We start from the raw sequence: 20,518 nt of genomic DNA, 5'->3' as shown, positions 1-20,518 counted from the left end.
AGTATTGTGCTATTTTGTTTTTAATTGACTATAAGGAGTGATTGGGGGCGGAAACAGCCGAAAACAGCCGAAAACCTGTGTTTGGGGTTTCGGCTGTCGGGGGAAAAAGGAATTTTGCAAAGGTCTCGACTTTTCTACAAATGGAGCATTATCCTCCCAAATACCAGAATTTCAATGCCCACAATACGGCGACTATCCACACCATAGGCGGCACGTCTTTGATGCGGTTGCATAAAAGTTTAATCACGGCGTAGCTGATGAAGCCGAAGGCGATGCCGTCGGCAATCGAATAGGTGAACGGCATGAACACGATGGTCAGGAAAGCGGGAGCGGCTTCGGTCATATCGTCCCAGTCGATTTCACGCGCGCTGCGCAGCATTTGCGCACCGACGTAGAGCAACGCGGGCGCGGTGGCGAAGCCGGGGATGCTCTGTACCAGCGGCGAGAAAATCAGACACGCCAGCATCAATACGCCGACGGTTACGGCGGTCAGCCCCGTGCGGCCGCCTGCGGATACGCCCGCCGCGCTTTCGACATACGGCGTTGTTGAAGACGTACCCAGTGCGGCACCGGCGACAATCGCGGTCGAGTCGGCGAACAGGGCGCGTTTCAGGCGGGGCAGTTTGCCGTCTTCCAGCAGGCCCGCACGGTGGGAAACGCCGACCAGCGTGCCGGTGGAGTCAAATAAATCGACCAAAAAGAAGACGAAAATCACGCTGACCATGCTGAGGGTAAAGAGGCCGTTGAAATCCATCTGCATGAAAGTCGGCGCGATGCTCGGAATTTCGCCAACCACGCCTTTAAACTCGCTCAAGCCCAGCAGGGTGGAAATGGCGGTAATCGTCAGAATGGTCAGGATAATCGCACCTTTGACGCGGAAATGTCCCAAAGCCACCACCATGGCGAAGCCCGCCAATACCAAGAGTGCGGCAGGTTGGTGGATGTCGCCCAGCTTCACCAAAGTCGCGTCGCTGGCGACGATGATGCCGGAACCTTTGAGCGCAATCAGCGACAGAAACAGCCCGATACCGGCGGCAATCGACATTTTCAAGCCCATAGGCAGCGCGTTCACCAGCATTTCACGCACTTTGAAAAAGCTGAATAAAATGAAAATGATGCCGGAAACGAATACCGCGCCCAAAGCCACCTGCCAGGGTACGCCCATGCCTTTGACGACGGCGTAGGTGAAATAGGCGTTCAAACCCATGCCCGGAGCGAGCGCAATCGGATAGTTGCCGACGAAGCCCATCACGAAGCAGCCGATGGCGGAAGCGATGCAGGTAGCGACGAATACCGCGCCCATGTCCATGCCCGTTTCGCCGAGAATCAGCGGATTGACGATGATGATGTAGCACATGGCGAGGAAGGTGGTCAGACCTGCCATCAGCTCCGTGCGTACATTCGTGCCGTTTGCGCGTAAATTGAATATACGCTCCAGCACATTTTGATTTGAAGTAGTCATGATTTATGCTTTTCAAAAAAAAAGGAAATTTGCGGGCGGTATTATACTGAAAACGCTTTGTTATCGGGTGAAAAATTGTCAACATTTCGGTTGAAATGATTTGAGAAAAGGTCGTCTGAAAATCAGAGTTGGGTTTTCAGACGACCTTGGATTCGGATTTCAAGTGCAACACTAGTGTATCAGTGGTTTGAACAGATTCAAGAATAAAACACTTGGCGTTTCGTAGCCAAGTGTTTTTCTCGGCCGGTGGTTCAACTCATCTTGAACCCTGCGTATCTCCCGATCGCTGATATTTCGGAAATCGGTTTGTTTGGGGAAATATTGCCGGATGAGTCCGTTGGTGTTCTCATTCAGCCCTTTCTCCCAAGAATGGTAAGGGCGGCAAAAATAGGTTTTCGCCTTCAATGCTTTGGCTATTTTGGTGTGTTGGTAGAACTCTTTGCCGTTATCCATGGTGATGGTGTGGACTCTGGCTTTATATGCCTTTAATACCCTAATGGCCGCCCGGGCAGTGTCTTCGGCTTTTAAGTTCTTTAATTTGCAGATGATGGTGTAGCGGGTAACGCGTTCGACCAAGGTCAATAACGCGCTTTTCTGATTTTTGCCGACGATGGTGTCGGCCTCCCAATCGCCGATGCGGGTTTTCCGGTCGACGATAGCAGGTCGGTTTTCTATGCCGACGCGGTCGGGCACTTTGCCTCTGGTCCATGTGCTGCCGTAGCGTTTGCGGTAGGGTTTGCTGCATATTCTGAGATGTTGCCACAAAGTGCCGCCGTTGCTTTTGTCTTGGCGGAGGTAGCGGTAAACGGTGCTGTGATGTGTAGAAACCAGTAGCGTTGTTTACAGTATTTCCAGGAGAATACTGAAACATGAACATGCACAAAAACACCCGCCTCACCCCGCACCACCGACAAGCCATTTGGCTGGCCTACACGCAGGAAAAGGAAAGCGTTACCTCTCTGGCACGCCGCTACCAAGTCAGCCGCGTCACCATTTACCGCGCCCTTAAAGCCGCAAGGGCCAAGCTGCTCAAACCGCAAACCAGTACCAACAACCGTTTCAAACAGGCAAAGTACGGAATGAAACGCCTGGCCAAGGTAGAACGCGGCATTCAGGAAAAACTCAAAAGGCAGGCCAAACGCTACAATAAATCCTATCCCGGAGAGCTGGTACATCTCGATACCAAACGGCTGCCGCTGCTCAAAGGGCAGAAAGCCACCGATAAGCGGGATTACCTGTTTGTCGCCATCGACGATTTCTCAAGGGAGCTATACGCCGCCATTTTGCCGGACAAAACCGCAGACAGTGCCGCCAAGTTTCTGACCGAACACCTGATTGATCCCAGCCCATACCTGATTGAGTGCGTTTACTCCGACAACGGTACGGAATACAAAGGCTCGGCCAACCATGCTTTCGGTGTAGCCTGTTACGAGAACGGGATTGGTCAAAAGTTTACCCGGGTTGCCCGTCCGCAGACCAACGGTAAGGCGGAGCGGGTTATCCGTACCCTGATGGAGATGTGGCATGAGAAACAGTCGTTTGAGAGTCCGGAACACCGGCAAAAGGAGTTGTGCCGCTTTGTTAATTTTTATAACACTGTGAAGCCACACCGCAGTTTGAACGGCGATACGCCGTTTGAGGTCTTGCAGGCTTATTTTTCTCAACCTGTTGTGTAAACAACGCGACGATTTTCTACATGTGATGGAGTGTGATCCCGTGGAGACCTTTGCAAAATACCCCTCTTCACCTGTTCCCCCGACAGCCGAAACCCAAACACAGGTTTTCGTCTATTTCCGCCCCTAATTGCTCCTGATTTTACCCAAATACCCCCTTAATCCTCCCCGGATACCCCATAATCAGGCATCCGGGCCGCCTTTTAGGCGGCAACAGGCACACTTAGCCTGTTAGCCGCTTTCAACAGGTTCAAACACATCGCTTTCAGATGACTTTGCGCACTCACTTTGAGCAGACCAAAATAGGCTGCCCGGGCGTAGCGGAATTTACGGTGCAGCGTACCGAAGCTTTGTTCGACCACATAACGGGTCTTCGACAAATATCGGTTGCGTTTGGTTTGCGCTTCCGTCAGCGGACGGTTGCGGTGAGCTTTGCGCATAATGCCGTCTAACAACTGATGGTCTTCCAGATGTTGCCGGTTTTCCTTACTGTCGTAGCCTTTGTCGGCATAGACGGTCGTACCTTCGGCAATGCCTTCCAACAAAGGGGACAGATGGTTGCACTCATGGGTATTGGCGGGGGTAATGTGCAGTTTCTCGATATAGCCTTCCTCATCGGTACGGGTATGTTGTTTGTAACCGAGTTTGTAGAGGCCGTTTTTCTTTGTCCAGCGGGCATCGCTGTCTTTACTCGGTGTGGTTTGTCCGCTGACTTGTCCTTCCTCATCGACTTCTATGGCCTGACGCTGTTTGCTGCCGGCGGTCTGAATAATGGTGGCGTCAATGACGGCGGCGGATGCTTTCTCTACTTTTAGGTTTTTTTCGGCCAGTTGTCGGTTAATCAGTTCCAGCAATTCGGACAGGGTGTCGTCTTGCGCCAGCCAGTTGCGGTAGCGGCATAAGGTGCTGTAATCGGGGATGCTCAGTTCGTCAAAACGGCAAAACAGGTTGAAATCGATGCGGGTGATGAGGCTGTGTTCGAGTTCGGGATCGGAGAGGCTGTGCCATTGTCCGAGCAGGACGGCTTTGAACATGGACAACAGGGGATAGGCGGGACGCCCTCGGTGGTCTCTAAGGTAACGGGTTCTTTGACGGTTCAGGTATTGTTCGATCGGCTGCCAATCAATCACCTGATCCAACTTCAATAATGGGAAGCGGTCGATGTGTTTGGCAATCATGGCTTGTGCGGTTTGCTGGAAGAAGGTGCTCATGGGAAATCCCCTAAATGTCTTGATGGAAATTTAGGGGATTTTGGGGAATTTTGCAAAGGTCTCCCGTGGTGTTTATTCAGGTAGGCACATACCTGTTCGGGACTGAGTTTGCGGCGGATAAGGGTGTCGATGTGTTGAATGAGCTGCGAATCGAGTTTATAGGGTTGTCGCTTACGCTGTTTGATAGTCCGGCTTTGCCGCTGGGCTTTCTCGGCGCTGTATTGCTGTCCTTGGGCACGGTGCCGTTTAATTTCGCGGCTGATGGTGCTTTTGTGGCGGTTAAGCTGTTTAGCGATTTCGGCGATGGTGCAGTCGCGTGACAGGTATTGGATATGGTATCGTTCGTCTTGGGTCAGTTGTGTGTAGCTCATGGCAATCTTTCTTGCAGGAAAGGCCGTATGCTACCGCATACTGGCCTTTTTCTGTTATGGAAAGTTGCACTTCAAATGCGAATCCGCCGACCTTTGGGCATTTTTTCTTTCAAAGATTAAATGCATAAAAAACCCGCAGCCGAAGCTGCGGGTCAATTTAGGTCAGTTCTACGAAGAATATTACCATTCGTAGTTCAAACCTACGTTGTAAGATGCAGAGCCGCCTGAAGAGGTACCCACTGCAAGACCGGCTTTAGCTGCAAAGTTTTCATTGAAGCGATAACCTGCACCCACAGCAACTGCGGTATCAGATTTGAAACCACCCAAAGCAGCAGTAACATTGAATTTACCGACGCTGTAAGGTTGGAACAGGCCGCTGAGGGCTGCTTGTGCTGCCAGACCTTGGCGGGTCTCTTTACGCAGGTTCGCTACGTTTTTATCCAGGCTATCGATGCGTGCTGAGTTTTTAGCAATACCTGCAGCGTGTTGACCATTTGCAGTTTGCAATGCAGCAATATCGGTTTTGTTAGTATCGATTTGCTTAGTATTGGCTGCAATTTGTACCGCATTGGTATCGGCACTTTCTTGAGCTTTGGCAGCAGCGGTTTGTGCAGCTTTGGCATGGCTGTCAGCAGTTTCGGCAGATTTTTGGGCAACTTCAACAGCACCTTTTGCCACTTGAGCTGATTTTTGAGCTTCAACAGCTATTGTTCTTACGCTTTCTACAGCAGTCTTATCAGCTTTGGTCTCAATTGCTGCTTTGTTGGCATCGATATCTGTGCGGTGAGCCTTCAAAGCATCAGCTGCAGCCAAATCTGCTTTTTTCAAAGTAATGATGTCTTCATCCAAGCTGGCAATAGCATTGTTGAAGCCGTCGTTAGCTTCTTTTTGCTCTTCAAGTTTGGCAGTATTTTCAGCGATTGCCGCTTTATTGGCATCAATTTCTTTACGATTGTCTTCTACAGCTTCTGCAGCAAGCTGCAAGCCCTTCGCCAAGTCAACGATGCCTTGTTTATTGGCATCAATATCTTTGCGGTTGGCTTCCAAAGCCTCAGTTGCTTTCAGACCTGCTTGTGCCAAGTCAACGATGTCTTTATCGTGACGAGTAATAGCCGCGCTAGTTGCGTCGCTCAGGGCAGTTACTTCATCACCGATGTCGTTAACTTTTTTGCCCATGTCGGCAGTGTATTTCACCAATTCGTCAACATCAGCTTTGTCGGCTTTGGTTGCAATTGCTTCTTTGTTGGTGTCAATTGCTGCTTTGTTGGCATCAATATCTTTACGGTTGGCTTCCAAAGCCTCAGTTGCTTTCAGACCTGCTTGTGCCAAGTCAACGATGTCTTTATCGTGACGAGTGATAGCTGCGTTAGTTGCATCGCTCAGGGCAGTTACTTCATCACCGATGTCGTTAACTTTTTTGCCCATATTGTCAGTGTATTTTGCCAATTCTTCGAAGTCAGCTTTGTCGGCTTTAGTTTCAATTGCCGCTTTATTGGCATCAATTTCTTTACGATTGTCTTCTACAGCTTCTGCAGCAAGCTGCAAGCCCTTCGCCAAGTCAACGATGCCTTGTTTATTGGCATCAATATCTTTACGGTTGGCTTCCAAAGCCTCAGTTGCTTTCAGACCTGCTTGTGCCAAGTCAACGATGTCTTTATCGTGACGAGTGATAGCTGCGTTAGTTGCATCGCTCAGGGCAGTTACTTCATCACCGATGTCGTTAACTTTTTTGCCCATATTGTCAGTGTATTTTGCCAATTCTTCGAAGTCAGCTTTGTCGGCTTTAGTTTCAATTGCCGCTTTATTGGCATCAATGTCTTGGCGGTTAACTTCTAAAGCTTCCATCGCAGCTTTACCTGCCGAGGCAAGATCACCGATGTCTTTATCCAAGCTGGCGATCGCATTGTTGAAGCCTTCGTTAGCTTCTTTTTGCTCTTCAAGTTTGGCAGTATTTTCAGCGATTGCTGCTTTATTGGCGTCGATGTCTTGACGGTTAGCTTCTAAAGCGTCAGCTGCTGCTTTACCGGCTAATGCGAGATCACCGATGTCTTTATCCAAGCTGGCGATCGCATTGTTGAAGCCTTCGTTAGCTTCTTTTTGCTCTTCAAGTTTGGCAGTATTTTCAGCGATTGCTGCTTTATTGGCGTCGATGTCTTGACGGTTAGCTTCTAAAGCGTCAGCTGCTGCTTTACCGGCTAATGCGAGATCACCGATGTCTTTATCCAAGCTGGCGATCGCATTGTTGAAGCCTTCGTTAGCTTCTTTTTGCTCTTCAAGTTTGGCAGTATTTTCAGCGATTGCTGCTTTATTGGCGTCGATGTCTTGACGGTTAGCTTCTAAAGCGTCAGCTGCTGCTTTACCGGCTAATGCGAGATCACCGATGTCTTTATCCAAGCTGGCGATCGCATTGTTGAAGCCTTCGTTAGCTTCTTTTTGCTCTTCAAGTTTGGCAGTATTTTCAGCGATTGCTGCTTTATTGGCGTCGATGTCTTGACGGTTAGCTTCTAAAGCGTCAGCTGCTGCTTTACCGGCTAATGCGAGATCACCGATGTCTTTATCCAAGCTGGCGATCGCATTGTTGAAGCCTTCGTTAGCTTCTTTTTGCTCTTCAAGTTTGGCAGTATTTTCAGCGATTGCTGCTTTATTGGCGTCGATGTCTTGACGGTTAGCTTCTAAAGCGTCAGCTGCTGCTTTACCGGCTAATGCGAGATCACCGATGTCTTTATCCAAGCTGGCGATCGCATTGTTGAAGCCTTCGTTAGCTTCTTTTTGCTCTTCAAGTTTGGCAGTATTTTCAGCGATTGCCGCTTTATTAGCATCAATTTCTTTACGATTGTCTTCTACAGCCTCTGCAGCAAGCTGCAAGCCCTTCGCCAAGTCAACGATGCCTTGTTTATTGGCATCAATATCTTTACGGTTGGCGTCCAAAGCTTCAGTCAGACCTGCTACGCCTTTGCTTGCCTTGTCGGCTTTATCGGCGACTGCGTCAATTTTAGAAGCAGCATCCACTGCTTTATCGGCGGCATCTTTGGCTTCTTTTACTTTGCTGTCAACGTTGGCAGAAAGTTCGGTTACTTTGTCTTCGGCGGCTTTGGCAGCGGCTTTGGCATCTGCTGTGTCTTGCTCCAAAGTATCCACACGGGTGTTTACTGCGGTTACGTCTTCGCCGATTGCGTCAAATTGGTCGGAAATGTCTTTACCCATATCGGCGACTGATTCATTCAGATCATTCACACCTTTGGCAACTTCGGCAATACGAGTACCATTGGTGGTAATGGCAGTTTTCAGTTCTTCGATGGTTTCGTCTTGATCATCTAAAGCATTTGCCAAGTTGTCAAGGCGGCCTGCCAAACCCACACCTTTCAGGCTGTCGGCTTCGATATCTTCATTGGTGGCTTTACGGACGGTTTTGTTACCTTTGGCATCAGTTGTGATGAAATCCGAACCGGAAGCAAAACCATTAATGGTTTGTTCTAACTCTAAGGTTTTCAAAAGCAGAGCATCGTTATCTTTTTTGAAAGTCAGCTTACCGGTATCTTTATCATATGTTGTGCCTTCGCCGAAGACAGTAAAAAACGCTGCTTGACCTTGATCGTCTTTGCCGCCAACCGCTGCTGCAAAGTTTTGTTCAGCCGCTCCCGCTGCGCCGCTTGCTACGGCTGCCGTAACAGCCATGCTCAATACTTTTACATTGAATTTTTTCATGTTTTTTACCTTTGTATGGTGGGTGTAAGGACGTTGATGCTTTTCCGGCGGCTCCCCGTAAACTGTAAAAGGATTATGCCGTTTCGGGCTGGAACTTAATAATCGCCAAGAAAAGTTTCAATGCATATTGTAAAAGTACGAAATTAAAAATCAAGGCTTGTGTCAATTTTTATGGTGGGAACAGGGGCGCATAGGCCTGTATTCTTCGATTTTTTTGAAATGTATTTTGATGCAATAAATGGCAATAGAATAATAAGCATATGAAATATATGATATTTTAATTTGATTTTTGGGTTTTTTTGATGGGTATTACCTTGTTTGGTAGAAAATATTTTAAATTTCTATTTTTATCAATTTGTGGGGAAAAAGCGACGAACGGTATTTTAATTTGATTATTCGGATGCATTTGGCATTTTGCTACTACAAGTAAATGTTTTAATTTTTGTAAAGAATTCTCTTGCGTATGAGGATGATGTACTTGTTGTCGGCAAGGCTCTGGTATTCTGGCATAAGGCTTAAATAGGTTTCAGACGACCCTTTTGCTTTTTATTTATAGGAGTCTGCATAGTGATGGCGATATAGCTTGGAAAACTGGGGCTTTATGGATAACGAAAGCTGCGATTTGCTATAAAATTCCTTTTCTATATTCAGATACGGATAAGCTATGGAAACCGCCCTGCTCCTTGCCGGCAAAATCACCGAGCTGACCCTGATTGTCCTGATGGGCATGGCGTTGGTGAAGTTTAAGCTCCTGAATTCCGAACACAGCCGCACACTCTCCGTCATCGCGCTCTACCTCATCAGCCCGTCGGTAATGATTCACGCCTTCCAAATCGAGAACACGCCCGATATCATTGACGGACTGAAACTCTCGGTTGCCTTGGCGGTCGTGTTCCATATCCTGCTGATTGCGCTGGGCAGGCTTTTCAAAACCCTGTTCAAGCTCGACACGCTCGAACACGCTGCCACGGTTTACACCAATTCCGGCAACCTCATCATCCCGCTGGTGATGTCCATTTTCGGACCGCAATGGGTGATTTACACCAGCGGTTTTATCATCGTCCAAATGTTCCTTTTCTGGACGCACTTGCGCCTGCTGCTTTGCGGGCGCGGCAATCTTGCGTGGAAAACCGTACTGACCAACATCAACATCCTTTCCATCTTTATCGGCGTGTTAATGTTTGCCTTCCAAATCAAACTGCCGCACATCATCGACAACACGCTCGCCACCGTCGGCGGCATGATAGGCCCGGTCGCCATGCTCGTTGCCGGAATATTGATTGCCTCGCTGCCGCTCAAAGAAATCGTCCTCTCCAAACGGATTTACCTCGTCGCCCTCCTACGTCTGATACTTATCCCACTGATTCTGCTGGTGTTTGTCAAACTTTTAGGCATTGCACACTTGGGCGGACACAGCGATACCGTCGTCCTCATCAGCTTCCTCGCCACCGTCAGCCCCGCCGCATCCACCGTTACCCAAATGGCGATGGTTTATGGTCAGAACGCCCGTAAAGCCAGCGCGATTTACGGCATCACCACGCTGCTGTGCGTCATCACCATGCCGCTGATGATTGCGTTGTATCAAGCGATGGTTTGAAAGGGTAGGGTAAAGAGAAAGGTCGTCTGAAAGCCTAAATCTAGGTTTTCAGACGACCTTTGCTATGTATAGTGGATTAACTTTAAACCGGTACGGCGTTGCCTCGCCTTAGCTCAAAGAGAACGATTCTCTAAGGTGCTGAAGCACCAAGTGAATCGGTTCCGTACTATCTGTACTGTCTGCGGCTTCGTCGCCTTGTCCTGATTTAAATTTAATCCACTATAAATCACACCTGCTTCTGCGGATGCGCTTCGCCTTATTTCGCCATTTCCGCAAACACTTGATGCGCGGTGGCGATGGTTTCGTCAATCAGCTCGGGCATGTGCGCGGCGGAGACGAAGCCTGCTTCGTAGGCGGACGGGCCGAAGGCGGTGTTGCGGTCGAGCATGCCGTGGAAGAAGCGTTTGAAGGCGTCGATATTGGAACGCGCCATGTCGCCGTAGTTTTGCGGGGCATGGGCGGCGAAATACAGGCCGAACATACCGCCCACGCTGTCGGCGGTGAACTCGATGCCGTGCGCTTTGGCGGAGGCGGCAAGCCCGTCGGCGAGGCGGCGGGTCAAGGCGGTCAGGTTTTCGTAGAAGCCTTCGCGCTGGATGATTTCAAGCGTTTTCAAGCCGGCGGCGACGGCAATCGGGTTGCCTGATAATGTACCTGCCTGATACACGCCGCCTAGCGGGGAAATGCATTCCATGATGTCTTTGCGTCCGCCGAACGCGGCAAGCGGCATACCGCCGCCGATGACTTTGCCCATCGTGGTCAGGTCGGGCGTGATGCCGTGCAGCGACTGCGCGCCGCCGAGCGCGACGCGAAAGCCGGTCATCACTTCGTCGTAAATCAACACGGCGCCGTGTTTTTCGGTCAATTCGCGCAGGGCTTTGACGAAAGCCTCGGTCGGGCGGACCAGGTTCATATTGCCGACGAAGGGTTCGAGGATGACGCAGGCGATTTCGTCGCCGTTGCGGGCGAACGCTTCTTCGAGTTGGGCGGTGTTGTTGTATTCGAGGACTAAGGTGTGTTTGGTAAAGTCGGCGGGAACGCCTGCGGAAGACGGGTTGCCGAAGGTGAGCAGGCCGCTGCCGGCTTTGACGAGCAGGCTGTCGGAATGGCCGTGGTAGCAGCCTTCGAATTTGATGATTTTGTCGCGTCCGGTAAAGCCACGTGCGAGGCGGATGGCGGTCATGGTCGCTTCGGTGCCGGAGCTGACGAGGCGCAGCCGTTCGACGGACGGCATGATTTTAGCGATTTCTTCGGCGATGACGATTTCGCCTTCGGTGGGCGCGCCGAACGACAAACCGTCCAACGCGGCTTCACGCACGGCTTCGATGACTTCGGGGTGCGCGTGTCCGACAATCGCAGGCCCCCACGAACCGACGTAATCGGTGTAGCGCGTGCCGTTTTCGTCCCAAACATACGCGCCTTCGGCTTTTTTGATGAAGCGCGGCACGCCGCCGACGCTGCCGAATGCGCGGACGGGGGAATTCACGCCGCCGGGGATGATGGCTTTGGCGCGGTCAAACAGGATTTCGTTACGGTTCATAGCGGGTTCTTTCTGAGGTCGTCTGAAAAATAAGCGGTATTTTATCATCAGATTGCCCGCGCCAGCCGTTTCAGACGACCCCGAAAGCCCAAACCGCCACGGCGCAACGCCGTATCTGAAAATGAAAATTGTTCTGTAAAAACAATCACTCTGTTCATATTTGAAGCGTTTGTGCTATAATCCGCACCCATTTATACCATAAAGAAAACATCATGTTACGCGGATTCATTTTAATGCTTACCCTTTTGGTTTCCACCGTCTCCTACGCCGCCCAGCGCAAGCTGCCGAGCGATATGGACGCGGCGGTTTTGAAACAGGTCGAACTGCCTTATCTGAAAGTAAGCCGTGGCGGCTTCTCATGGACGCGCCTCTTGACGCTGGGCCTTGCCGACGGCAATTCCGCCAAGCTGCAGATTACCCGTTTCACCAAAATCCACGACGAAAACGACCGCTTCATCCCGATGGGGCGGCTGGCGAGCAAAACCGGCAAAACCATCGCCTTCAAACACAACGACACCAACGCCCTCGTGCGTGAAGTATGGGTTTTGACCGACGACGAAGCCTCCCGTTTTACCGCGCAAAAAGAAGTCCGCGACGAGATTAAGCAAGACGCGCAATAAGCCGCGGCCTGCCCGTTTCAGACGACCCAAACACACACCGCGTGGTTGGCTGTTGCAGCCGCAGCAGCGCAACCGCGCATTTTTGCGCCCTGACGAATCAGTGTTTCAGACGACCTGCCAAGCCTTCCTCAAGGTCGTCTGAAATCGAGATTTCCATAACAATCAGCCCCGCAATTACGGGCTACCTGAGAAAGACACAAACCATGAAAAAAGTATTTATCCGCACCTTCGGCTGCCAAATGAACGAATACGACAGCGAAAAAATGCTTGCCGTACTCGCCGAAGAAAACGGCGGCATCGAACAAGTGACCGAAGCCGACGAAGCCGACATCATCCTCTTCAACACCTGCTCCGTGCGCGAAAAAGCGCAGGAAAAAGTGTTCTCCGACTTAGGCCGCGTGCGCCCGCTCAAAGAAAAAAATCCCGACCTCATCATCGGCGTTGCCGGCTGCGTCGCCTCCCAAGAAGGCGAAAACATCATCAAACGCGCGCCTTATGTGGACGTCGTCTTCGGCCCGCAAACGCTGCACCGCCTGCCCAAAATGATTGTGGATAAAGAAACCAGCGGCCTGTCGCAAGTCGATATTTCCTTCCCCGAAATCGAAAAATTCGACCACCTGCCGCCCGCCCGCGTCGAAGGCGGCGCAGCATTCGTGTCCATCATGGAAGGCTGTTCCAAATATTGCTCGTTCTGCGTCGTCCCCTACACCCGCGGCGAAGAATTCTCCCGCCCGCTGAACGACGTTTTGACCGAAATTGCCAACCTCGCCCAGCAAGGCGTTAAAGAAATCAACCTCTTGGGACAAAACGTCAACGCCTATCGCGGCGAAATGGAAGACGGCGAAATCTGCGACTTCGCCACCCTGCTGCGTATCGTTCACGAAATCCCCGGCATCGAGCGTATGCGCTTCACCACCAGTCACCCGCGCGAGTTTACCGACTCGATTATCGAGTGCTACCGTGACCTGCCCAAGCTGGTGTCGCACCTGCACCTGCCGATTCAAAGCGGTTCCGACCGCGTATTGAGCGCGATGAAACGCGGTTACACCGCCTTGGAATACAAATCCATCATCCGCAAACTGCGCGCCATCCGCCCCGACTTGTGCCTGAGCAGCGACTTCATCGTCGGCTTCCCCGGTGAAACTGAGCGCGAGTTCGAGCAAACCCTGAAGCTGGTGAAAGACATCGCCTTCGATTTGAGCTTCGTCTTCATTTACAGCCCGCGCCCCGGTACACCTGCCGCCAACCTGCCGGACGACACCCCGCACGCCGAAAAAGTGCGCCGCCTCGAAGCCCTGAACGAAGTCATCGAAGCCGAAACCGCCCGCATCAACCAAACCATGATCGGCACCGTACAACGCTGTCTGGTCGAAGGCATCTCCAAAAAAGACCCCGACCAGCTCCAAGCCCGTACCGCCAACAACCGCGTGGTCAACTTCACCGGCACGCCCGATATGATCAACCAAATGATCGATTTGGAAATCACCGAAGCCTACACCTTCTCCCTGCGCGGCAAACCGGTCGAAGCGTAAAGCCGTTCCGCCATAGCAAAGGTCGTCTGAAAACCTGTATCTTGGTTTTCAGACGACCTTTTTTCAGACGACCTGAGAGTCTGTCGATATTCAATAATTTCTGTATCTTTTTGTTCTTAAAGCGGCATCTTCTGCGTTGGAAATTCTCGCAAGGTATCCAATCTTGCTGCGGTTTCCAGCTTGATTTTGCCGCTTTTCAAACAAAAATCCACTTCGAAAATCAAATGTCGGCAGCACTTAAGCGTAATGCCGTTCTTCGCCTTTGCCGTCCACATTCTCGGCGCAACGTTTGCAGATGGTTTCATGACCTGCGACTGTGCCGATGTCGTGGGTGTAGTGCCAGCAGCGTTCGCATTTTTCGCCGTCGCTGGCTTTGGCGGTAACGGCAAGTTCGCTGCCGGTTTTGACTTCGGCTTTGGACACCAAGAGGGCAAAGCGCAATTCTTCGCCCAAGGCGTTCAGGTAGTCGGCGGTGGCTTCCGGTGCGGTGATTTCGGCTTCTGCCTGCAAGGACGAACCGACGGTTTTGTCGGCGCGCAAAGGCTCGATGGCGGCGGTTACGGCTTCGCGGGCTTCGCGGACTGCCGTCCATTTTTTCACCAGTTCGGCTTCGGCTTTTTCGTTGATGGGCGGGAACTCGTGCCAGGTGTGGAAGAGGACGCTGTCTTCTTCGCCGCCGCCGATGATGTCCCATGCTTCTTCGCCGGTGAAGCACAAAATCGGTGCAATCAAGAGAACCAGGCTGCGCGTGATGTGGTACAGGGCGGTTTGCGCGCTGCGGCGGGCGTGGCTGTCGGCTTGGGTGGTGTAGAGGCGGTCTTTCAGGATGTCGAGGTAGAACGCGCCCAAGTCTTCCGAACAGAAGGCGACGATGTCTTTCACGGCGAAGTGGAAGGCGTAGCGTGGATAGTAGTCACCCGCCAAACGCTCTTGCAGTTGGCGCGCCAACACTAAGGCGTAGCGGTCGATTTCGACCATGTCCGCTTGCGGTACGGCGTGTTCAAACGGGTCGAAATCACTGAGGTTGGCAAACAGGAAGCTCAAGGTGTTGCGGATGCGGCGGTAGCTTTCGGTGACGCGTTTGAGGATTTCTTTGGAAATCGCCAATTCGCCGCTGTAATCGGTGGATGCCGCCCACAGGCGCAGGATGTCGGCGCCGAATTCGTTATAGACTTCTTGCGGCGCGACGACGTTGCCGATGGATTTCGACATTTTGCGGCCGTTTTGGTCAACCACGAAACCGTGGGTCAGAAGCTGTTTGTACGGGGCGCGTCCCATGGATGAGGCGCAGCCGGTCAGCATGGAGGATTGGAACCAGCCGCGGTGTTGGTCGCTGCCTTCGAGGTAGAGGTCGGCAGGCCAGTCCAATTCTTCGCGCTGTTTCAAGACGGAGTAATGGGTCGAACCGGAGTCGAACCATACGTCCATCGTGTCGGAAAGTTTGTCGTAGTTTTCGCAGTCTTCTGCGCTTAACAATTCGCTTTTATCGAGTGAGAACCATGCTTCGATGCCTTTTTCTTCGATACGTTGTGCTACTTTCTCCAAAAGTTCGGCGGAGTTCGGATGCAGCTCGCCCGTTTCTTTGTGGACGAAGAAGGTCATCGGCGTGCCCCAATAGCGTTGGCGCGAAACGACCCAGTCGGGGCGGCCTTCGATCATGGCTTCGAGGCGCGCGCGACCCCAAGACGGGAAGAATTCGGTGTCGTCCACGGCTTTGATGGCTTTGTCGCGCAGGGTTTTGCCGTCGCTTCCGGCTTTGTCCATGCCGATAAACCATTGGCCTGTCGCGCGGTAAATCAGCGGGGTTTTGTGGCGCCAGCAGTGGGCGTAGCTGTGTTCGATTTTGCTGCTTGCCAAGAGGTTGCCGGTTTCTTCCAGCCATTGCAGGATGACGGGATTCGCTTCCCAAACGCTCATGCCTGCGACGCGCGGCGTTTCGCTGATGTATTTGCCTTCGGCGTTGACGGGGTTGTAAAGCTCGATACCGTATTTGTTGCAGACGGCGTAGTCTTCCAAACCGTGCGCGGGGGCGGTGTGCACCAAGCCCGTACCGGCGTCGGTGGTAACGTGTTCGCCGTTGAGCATGGGAATATCGCGTTCGAGGAACGGATGATTCATGTGCAGGTTTTCCAGCTTGTCGCCGGTGGTTTCCGCGAGGACGTTGAGGTCGTCTGAAGCAAAACCGTAGCGTTTGAGCGCGTCTTCTGCCAAATCTTTCGCCAGCACCAATTTGCCTTTGGGCGTATCGATTAATTGATACACCACGTCCGCACCCGCAGATACGGCTTGGCTCGCAGGCAGCGTCCAAGGCGTGGTCGTCCAGATAACGGCAAACGCTTTACCTTCGATGCCTGCCAAACCGAATGCGGCGGCAAGCGCGGCGGTGTCTTTAAACGGATAGGCAACGTCAATCGCAGGAGATACTTTGTCTTTGTATTCCACTTCTGCTTCCGCCAGCGAAGAGCCGCAGTCCAAGCAGAACTGAACCGGTTTCGCACCGCGGTAGAGATAGCCCGATTTGTAGATTTCGCCGAGCATACGCACGGTATCTGCCTCAGTTTTGAAATCCATGGTCAGGTAGGGGTTGTCCCAGTCGCCCAACACGCCCAGACGGATGAAGTCTTTTTTCTGGCGGGCAACCTGTTCGGCGGCATATTCTCGGCACAATTCGCGGAAACGCGCTTTGGGCATGTCTTTGCCGTGCAGCTTTTCCACCATCACTTCGATGGGCAGGCCGTGGCAATCCCAGCCCGGCACATAAGGTGCGTCGAAGCCGGCTTGGGTTTTGCTGCGGATAATGATGTCTTTGAGGATTTTGTTGACGGCATGACCGATGTGGATGTCGCCGTTGGCATACGGCGGGCCGTCGTGCAGGATGAATTTCGGACGGCCTTTGGCGATTTCGCGCAGTTTTTGATAGCGTTTGTGCTCGTACCAGCTTTTCAGCCACGCAGGCTCGCGCTTGGCGAGGTTGCCACGCATCGGAAACGGGCTTTCGAGCAGGTTTACGGTTTTGCTGTAATCGGTCATGTTGTGATTCTCTATGGTTTCGGTATTTCGGTTTCAGACGACGTTTCGCTAAGGTCGTCTGAAAAAATGCAAAGGGCTATTGTAGCCGAATTGTATTGTTTTTATAAGGGGTTTAGACGAAAGGTTGGGGCTTGGCGCAAGGGCGGAGGAGTCGGTTTTGTCGTCATTTTTGCGGTTTGACGGATTCACATTAAGAGACCTTTGCAAAATTCCCCAAAATCCCCTAAATTCCCATCAAGACATTTAGGGGATTTCCCATGAGCACCTTCTTCCGGCAAACCGCACAAGCCATGATCGCCAAACACATCGACCGCTTCCCACTATTGAAGTTGGATCAGGTGATTGATTGGCAACCGATCGAACAGTACCTGAATCGTCAAAGAACCCGTTACCTTAGAGACCACCGCGGCCGTCCCGCCTATCCCCTGTTGTCCATGTTCAAAGCCGTCCTGCTCGGATAATGGCACAGCCTCTCCGATCCCGAACTCGAATACAGCCTCATCATCCGCATCGATTTCAACCTGTTTTGTCGTTTTGACGAACTGAGCATCCCCGATTACAGCACCTTATGCCGCTACCGTAACTGGCTGGCGCAAGACGACACCCTGTCCGAATTGCTGGAACTGATTAACCGCCAACTGACTGAAAAAAACCTAAAAGTAGAGAAGGCATCCGCCGCCGTCATTGACGCCACCATTATTCAAACCGCCGGCAGCAAACAGCGTCAGGCCATAGAAGTCGATGAAGAAGGACAAGTCAGCAGCCAAACCACACCGAGTAAGGACAAAGATGCCCGTTGGACAAAGAAAAACGGTCTCTACAAACTCGGTTACAAACAACATACCCGCACCGATGAGGAAGGCTATATCGAGAAACTGCACATTACCCCCGCCAATACCCATGAGTGCAACCATCTGTCCCCTTTGTTGAAGGGCATTGCCGAAGGTACGACCGTCTATGCCGATAAAGGCTATGACAGCAAGGAAAACCGGCAACATCTGGAAGAGCATCGGTTACCGGACGGCATTATGCGCAAAGCCCACCGCAACCGTCCGCTGACGGAAGTGCAAACCAAACGCAACCGATATTTGTCGAAGACCCGTTATGTGGTCGAACAAAGCTTCGGTACGCTGCACCGTAAATTCCGCTACGCCCGGGCAGCCTATTTTGGTCTGCTCAAAGTGAGTGCGCAAAGCCATCTGAAGGCGATGTGTTTAAACCTGTTGAAAGCGGCTAACAGGCTAAGTGTGCCTGTTGCCGCCTAAAAGGCGGCCCGGATGCCTGATTATGGGGTATCCGGTGAGGATTAAGGGGGCATTTGGGTAAAATCAGGAGCAATTAGGGGCGGAAATAGACGAAAACCTGTGTTTGGGGTTTCGGTTGTCGGGGGAAAAGGAATTTTGCAAAGGTCTCATTAAACCGAGGCGGCATTGTCTCAATTTGCTTTGATTTTTCGTTACTTTTTGATGAAGGTTGACCTTAAATTGAAATAAAATGATAATCTATATCATTAAATCTCTAGATATCTTCCTCGACGATACCAAACTCTCGACGATGCCAAGCTCGCCGAACTTTGGTTCTTCCGCCGTCCGGGCAGCAACGGCATTGTCCACAGCATCGAGGCCTATGACGACCGCCGCAATTTGTTGCTGCAACTGTTTGGCAGACCTGCCGATGCCGAAGCGGAATCCGAAGCATGGCGCGCGTTGATTGCCGAAGTGCGCCAAACGTACGGGCTGTAATCTTTCTTTGAACAAACACCTCGTCTGAAACCTTGTCATCGGTTTTCAGACGACCTCCAAACCCCGCAAACCATACGGAAACATCATGAAAAAACACATCATCGCCGCCGTCCTGACCCTGCTTGCCGCCCATGCCGCCGCGCAACGCGTCGTTATCCTGACCCCCGACGTTGCCGACATCGCCGCGAAACTCGGTGCAGACAAAGAAGTCGTCGGCATCCACGAGTTCAACCGCAACCCCGCCTATAAAAACACGCCGTCCATCGGCTTTTACCGCAATTTCTCCGCCGAACCCATCATCGCCAAAAAGCCTGATTTGGTCATCGGAAGCTGGATGGCGAAACCTGACGGCATTTACGCCCAACTCAGCCGCGCCGGTGTCAAAGCGGAAAACGTCAATTCAAACGAAACGCTGGAGCAATACCAGCAAAGTTTCGTCCGCATCGGCAAATTGTTGGGCAAGGAAAAGCAGGCGCAGGCTTTGGTGCAGCAGTTTAAAAACAGCATCAAGGCGCAGCCTGCCAACGGCAAACGCTACATCTTGAGCTACGACGGCCGTTATGTTGCGGGTAAAAATACTGTCGGCGACGTGCTTATCCGCTTAGCCGGCGGGACGAACGCGGCGGCTTCGGTGGACGGACTCAAACCGTTCTCGCGCGAAGGCTGGCTCAATGCGAAACCTGACGTCATCATCATCGCCAAACACAATGAAAAAGCCCTCGGCGGCCTCGACAAAATCATGACGCGCCCCGAAATCGCTTCCAGCCCCGCCGGGAAAAACAAACGCATCTTGTTCTGGCAGGCGGACGACTATATGCGCTACGGCCTCTACACACCCGACATCGTCCGCAAGCTGCACGATTTAGGGAAATAAGGCGCGGTCGTCTGAAAGTGGCGTGATGACGCGAAGTCAGATGGGCAATCCGGCTTTTTGTCGGTTTCAGACGACCTTCTTTTGCCGTCGTTGTTTCGGAACAGATGCACATGAAGGCAGCAGCGTTCTGCGTTCGTTTATTGTGAACAGGTCGTCTGAAAACGGGCAACGACGGATCCGTCGGCGTTTCGCAGCCGCTGCCGAAATACTCTTCAAAGAATCACAACATGAAAAAATGGCTTCCGGTGTTGCCGGTTTTATCTTTGTTTCTGATTTGGTTTTGCGCCGGAGTGGGCGAGGGCGGCTGGAGCAATCCGCTTGCCGCCGATCCCGTGCTGATGGAAATCCGCCTGCCGCGTATTTTTGTCGCTTTGCTGGTCGGCGCGGCACTTTCCGCCAGCGGCGCGGCGTTGCAGGCATTGTTTGAAAACCCGCTTGCCGACCCGAGCTTGATCGGTACGTCGGGCGGCGCGGCGATGGGCGTGGTGCTGGCGATTGCGATGGGCTGGAACATCGCCGTACCGCTGGCGGCATTTGCGGGCGCGTTTGCCGTCTGCATCCTGATTCTGCTCGGACACCGTCTGGTCGGCGGCGGCAAGCTGGGGCTGTTGGTCATGGGTTTTGTGGTCAGCGCTTTGTGCGGCGCGTTGGTCAGCCTGATTCTCTTCCTTTCAGACGACATGGCATTACGCAGCGCCATGATTTGGCTCTCGGGCAGCTTCTCCGAAGCAGGTTTTGTTTCGCCGGCTTACGCAGGCGGCGTGATGCTGGCGGGCTTGGTCGTGTTGACCGCCGTCGGCCGCCGTCTCGACTATTTGCTTTTGGGTGACGAAACCGCACACACCATGGGCATCAGCGTCGCCGCCACACGCGTGGCAACCATCATCGGCGCGGCTTTGATGACCGGCGCCGCCGTCTCGCTCGGCGGTATCATCGGTTTCGTCGGCATGATGATACCCAACGTATTGGCGCAGGTGGTCGGCGGATCGCGCACCCGCCTGATTATCCTGTCCGCCGCCGTCGGCTCGATTTTCATGTTGCTCGCCGATACGTTTGCCCGCTGGGTGGTGTACCCCATCGACCTGCCTGTCGGCATCGTCATCGCCATTTTGGGTGGACCGTTTTTCCTGTGGCTGATTGTCAAAGACCAAAGGAGCTGAC

11 protein-coding genes and 9 pseudogenes are annotated in these 20,518 nt (G+C 52.2%); 11 read left to right on the top strand and 9 right to left on the bottom strand.

Annotation, left to right across the window (positions count from 1 at the left end; translation table 11 throughout):
* Nucleotides 1-32: 32 nt before the first annotated feature.
* The 3 genes and pseudogenes from NM96_10030 to NM96_10020 all read right to left on the bottom strand — a co-directional run bounded on the left by NM96_10030 (nucleotide 33) and on the right by NM96_10020 (nucleotide 2,281).
* Nucleotides 33-126: pseudogene (locus NM96_10030) on the bottom strand (SAM-dependent DNA methyltransferase).
* Nucleotides 127-148: 22 nt separating this feature from the next.
* The gene (locus tag NM96_10025; protein ID AVR79610.1) at nucleotides 149-1,462 is read right to left on the bottom strand and encodes an NCS2 family permease; all 1,314 of its coding nucleotides are present in this window, start codon (nucleotides 1,460-1,462) and stop codon (nucleotides 149-151) included.
* Nucleotides 1,463-1,633: 171 nt separating this feature from the next.
* Nucleotides 1,634-2,281 (bottom strand): annotated as a pseudogene (locus NM96_10020) (IS30 family transposase).
* 50 nt (nucleotides 2,282-2,331) lie between these two features.
* Here NM96_10020 and NM96_10015 point away from each other — a divergent pair.
* Both NM96_10015 and NM96_10010 read left to right on the top strand, forming a co-directional pair.
* Nucleotides 2,332-3,138 carry an IS481 family transposase gene (locus tag NM96_10015; GenBank protein ID AVR79609.1) on the top strand — a complete coding sequence of 269 codons (807 nt, stop codon included), beginning with the start codon at nucleotides 2,332-2,334 and terminating at the stop codon, nucleotides 3,136-3,138.
* 45 nt (nucleotides 3,139-3,183) lie between these two features.
* Nucleotides 3,184-3,297: pseudogene (locus NM96_10010) on the top strand (filamentous hemagglutinin).
* 41 nt (nucleotides 3,298-3,338) lie between these two features.
* On the opposite strand, the gene NM96_10005 reads toward NM96_10010, so the two are convergent.
* The 3 genes and pseudogenes from NM96_10005 to NM96_09995 form a co-directional block, all read right to left on the bottom strand.
* On the bottom strand, nucleotides 3,339-4,346 hold the full coding sequence (locus NM96_10005; protein ID AVR79608.1) for an IS5/IS1182 family transposase: 1,008 nt from the start codon (nucleotides 4,344-4,346) through the stop codon (nucleotides 3,339-3,341).
* 65 nt (nucleotides 4,347-4,411) lie between these two features.
* Nucleotides 4,412-4,717, bottom strand: a pseudogene (locus NM96_10000) (IS30 family transposase).
* Nucleotides 4,718-4,897: 180 nt separating this feature from the next.
* A complete protein-coding gene (locus tag NM96_09995) occupies nucleotides 4,898-7,921 on the bottom strand; it encodes an outer membrane insertion C- signal (protein ID AVR80320.1) in 3,024 nt (1,007 codons plus the stop codon).
* Nucleotides 7,922-9,086: 1,165 nt separating this feature from the next.
* Here NM96_09995 and NM96_09990 point away from each other — a divergent pair.
* Both NM96_09990 and NM96_09985 read left to right on the top strand, forming a co-directional pair.
* Nucleotides 9,087-10,019 (top strand): autotransporter, encoded by a 933-nt coding sequence (locus NM96_09990; protein ID AVR79607.1) that lies wholly within the window; start codon nucleotides 9,087-9,089, stop codon nucleotides 10,017-10,019.
* 64 nt (nucleotides 10,020-10,083) lie between these two features.
* A pseudogene (locus NM96_09985) lies at nucleotides 10,084-10,225 on the top strand (IS5/IS1182 family transposase).
* A 50-nt stretch (nucleotides 10,226-10,275) separates the two neighbouring features.
* Here NM96_09985 and hemL read toward each other — a convergent pair.
* On the bottom strand, nucleotides 10,276-11,559 hold the full coding sequence (gene hemL / locus NM96_09980) for a glutamate-1-semialdehyde-2,1-aminomutase (protein ID AVR79606.1): 1,284 nt from the start codon (nucleotides 11,557-11,559) through the stop codon (nucleotides 10,276-10,278).
* Nucleotides 11,560-11,771: 212 nt separating this feature from the next.
* Here hemL and NM96_09975 point away from each other — a divergent pair, with 212 nt between their 5' ends.
* Complete coding sequence (locus NM96_09975) at nucleotides 11,772-12,179, top strand: hypothetical protein (GenBank protein ID AVR79605.1); 408 nt, start codon at nucleotides 11,772-11,774, stop codon at nucleotides 12,177-12,179.
* Between the two features lie 203 nt (nucleotides 12,180-12,382).
* Nucleotides 12,383-13,711, top strand: a complete 1,329-nt coding sequence (locus tag NM96_09970; GenBank protein ID AVR79604.1) for a tRNA (N6-isopentenyl adenosine(37)-C2)-methylthiotransferase MiaB — start codon at nucleotides 12,383-12,385, stop codon at nucleotides 13,709-13,711.
* Nucleotides 13,712-13,948: 237 nt separating this feature from the next.
* Here NM96_09970 and NM96_09965 read toward each other — a convergent pair whose 3' ends face one another.
* Nucleotides 13,949-16,741 (bottom strand): isoleucine--tRNA ligase, encoded by a 2,793-nt coding sequence (locus NM96_09965; GenBank protein ID AVR79603.1) that lies wholly within the window; start codon nucleotides 16,739-16,741, stop codon nucleotides 13,949-13,951.
* A 3-nt stretch (nucleotides 16,742-16,744) separates the two neighbouring features.
* Between NM96_09965 and NM96_09960 the strand changes: the two are divergent.
* A pseudogene (locus NM96_09960) lies at nucleotides 16,745-16,855 on the top strand (recombinase).
* Between the two features lie 143 nt (nucleotides 16,856-16,998).
* A pseudogene (locus NM96_09955) lies at nucleotides 16,999-18,006 on the top strand (IS5/IS1182 family transposase).
* Between the two features lie 41 nt (nucleotides 18,007-18,047).
* Here the strand turns inward: NM96_09955 and NM96_09950 are convergent.
* A pseudogene (locus tag NM96_09950) lies at nucleotides 18,048-18,152 on the bottom strand (filamentous hemagglutinin).
* An 83-nt stretch (nucleotides 18,153-18,235) separates the two neighbouring features.
* On the opposite strand from NM96_09950, the pseudogene NM96_09945 reads away from it, so the two are divergent.
* The 3 genes and pseudogenes from NM96_09945 (at nucleotide 18,236) to NM96_09935 (ending at nucleotide 20,517) form a co-directional block, all read left to right on the top strand.
* Nucleotides 18,236-18,483: pseudogene (locus NM96_09945) on the top strand (hemin transporter).
* A gap of 85 nt (nucleotides 18,484-18,568) precedes the next feature.
* On the top strand, nucleotides 18,569-19,357 hold the full coding sequence (locus tag NM96_09940; GenBank protein AVR79602.1) for an ABC transporter substrate-binding protein: 789 nt from the start codon (nucleotides 18,569-18,571) through the stop codon (nucleotides 19,355-19,357).
* A gap of 227 nt (nucleotides 19,358-19,584) precedes the next feature.
* Nucleotides 19,585-20,517 (top strand): iron ABC transporter permease, encoded by a 933-nt coding sequence (locus NM96_09935; protein ID AVR79601.1) that lies wholly within the window; start codon nucleotides 19,585-19,587, stop codon nucleotides 20,515-20,517.
* Nucleotide 20,518 lies beyond the last annotated feature (1 nt).

The sequence above is a fragment of the Neisseria mucosa genome (assembly GCA_003028315.1).
Taxonomy (GTDB): Bacteria; Pseudomonadota; Gammaproteobacteria; order Burkholderiales; family Neisseriaceae; genus Neisseria; species Neisseria mucosa.
The sequence above is the reverse complement of the archived record's forward strand: the minus strand, read 5'-3'. Positions and strand labels throughout refer to the sequence as shown.

Excerpts from the sequence above, each read along its gene's own strand:
- NM96_09975 (AVR79605.1), top strand. The coding sequence starts at position 11,772 with ATGTTACGCGGATTCATTTTAATGCTTACCCTTTTGGTTTCCACCGTC.
- NM96_09965 (AVR79603.1), bottom strand. The coding sequence starts at position 16,741 with ATGACCGATTACAGCAAAACCGTAAACCTGCTCGAAAGCCCGTTTCCG.
- NM96_09940 (AVR79602.1), top strand. The coding sequence starts at position 18,569 with ATGAAAAAACACATCATCGCCGCCGTCCTGACCCTGCTTGCCGCCCAT.
- NM96_10005 (AVR79608.1), bottom strand. The coding sequence starts at position 4,346 with ATGAGCACCTTCTTCCAGCAAACCGCACAAGCCATGATTGCCAAACAC.
- NM96_09990 (AVR79607.1), top strand. The coding sequence starts at position 9,087 with ATGGAAACCGCCCTGCTCCTTGCCGGCAAAATCACCGAGCTGACCCTG.
- NM96_10025 (AVR79610.1), bottom strand. The coding sequence starts at position 1,462 with ATGACTACTTCAAATCAAAATGTGCTGGAGCGTATATTCAATTTACGC.
- NM96_10015 (AVR79609.1), top strand. The coding sequence starts at position 2,332 with ATGAACATGCACAAAAACACCCGCCTCACCCCGCACCACCGACAAGCC.
- NM96_09935 (AVR79601.1), top strand. The coding sequence starts at position 19,585 with ATGAAAAAATGGCTTCCGGTGTTGCCGGTTTTATCTTTGTTTCTGATT.
- NM96_09970 (AVR79604.1), top strand. The coding sequence starts at position 12,383 with ATGAAAAAAGTATTTATCCGCACCTTCGGCTGCCAAATGAACGAATAC.
- hemL (AVR79606.1), bottom strand. The coding sequence starts at position 11,559 with ATGAACCGTAACGAAATCCTGTTTGACCGCGCCAAAGCCATCATCCCC.
- NM96_09995 (AVR80320.1), bottom strand. The coding sequence starts at position 7,921 with ATGGGTAAAGACATTTCCGACCAATTTGACGCAATCGGCGAAGACGTA.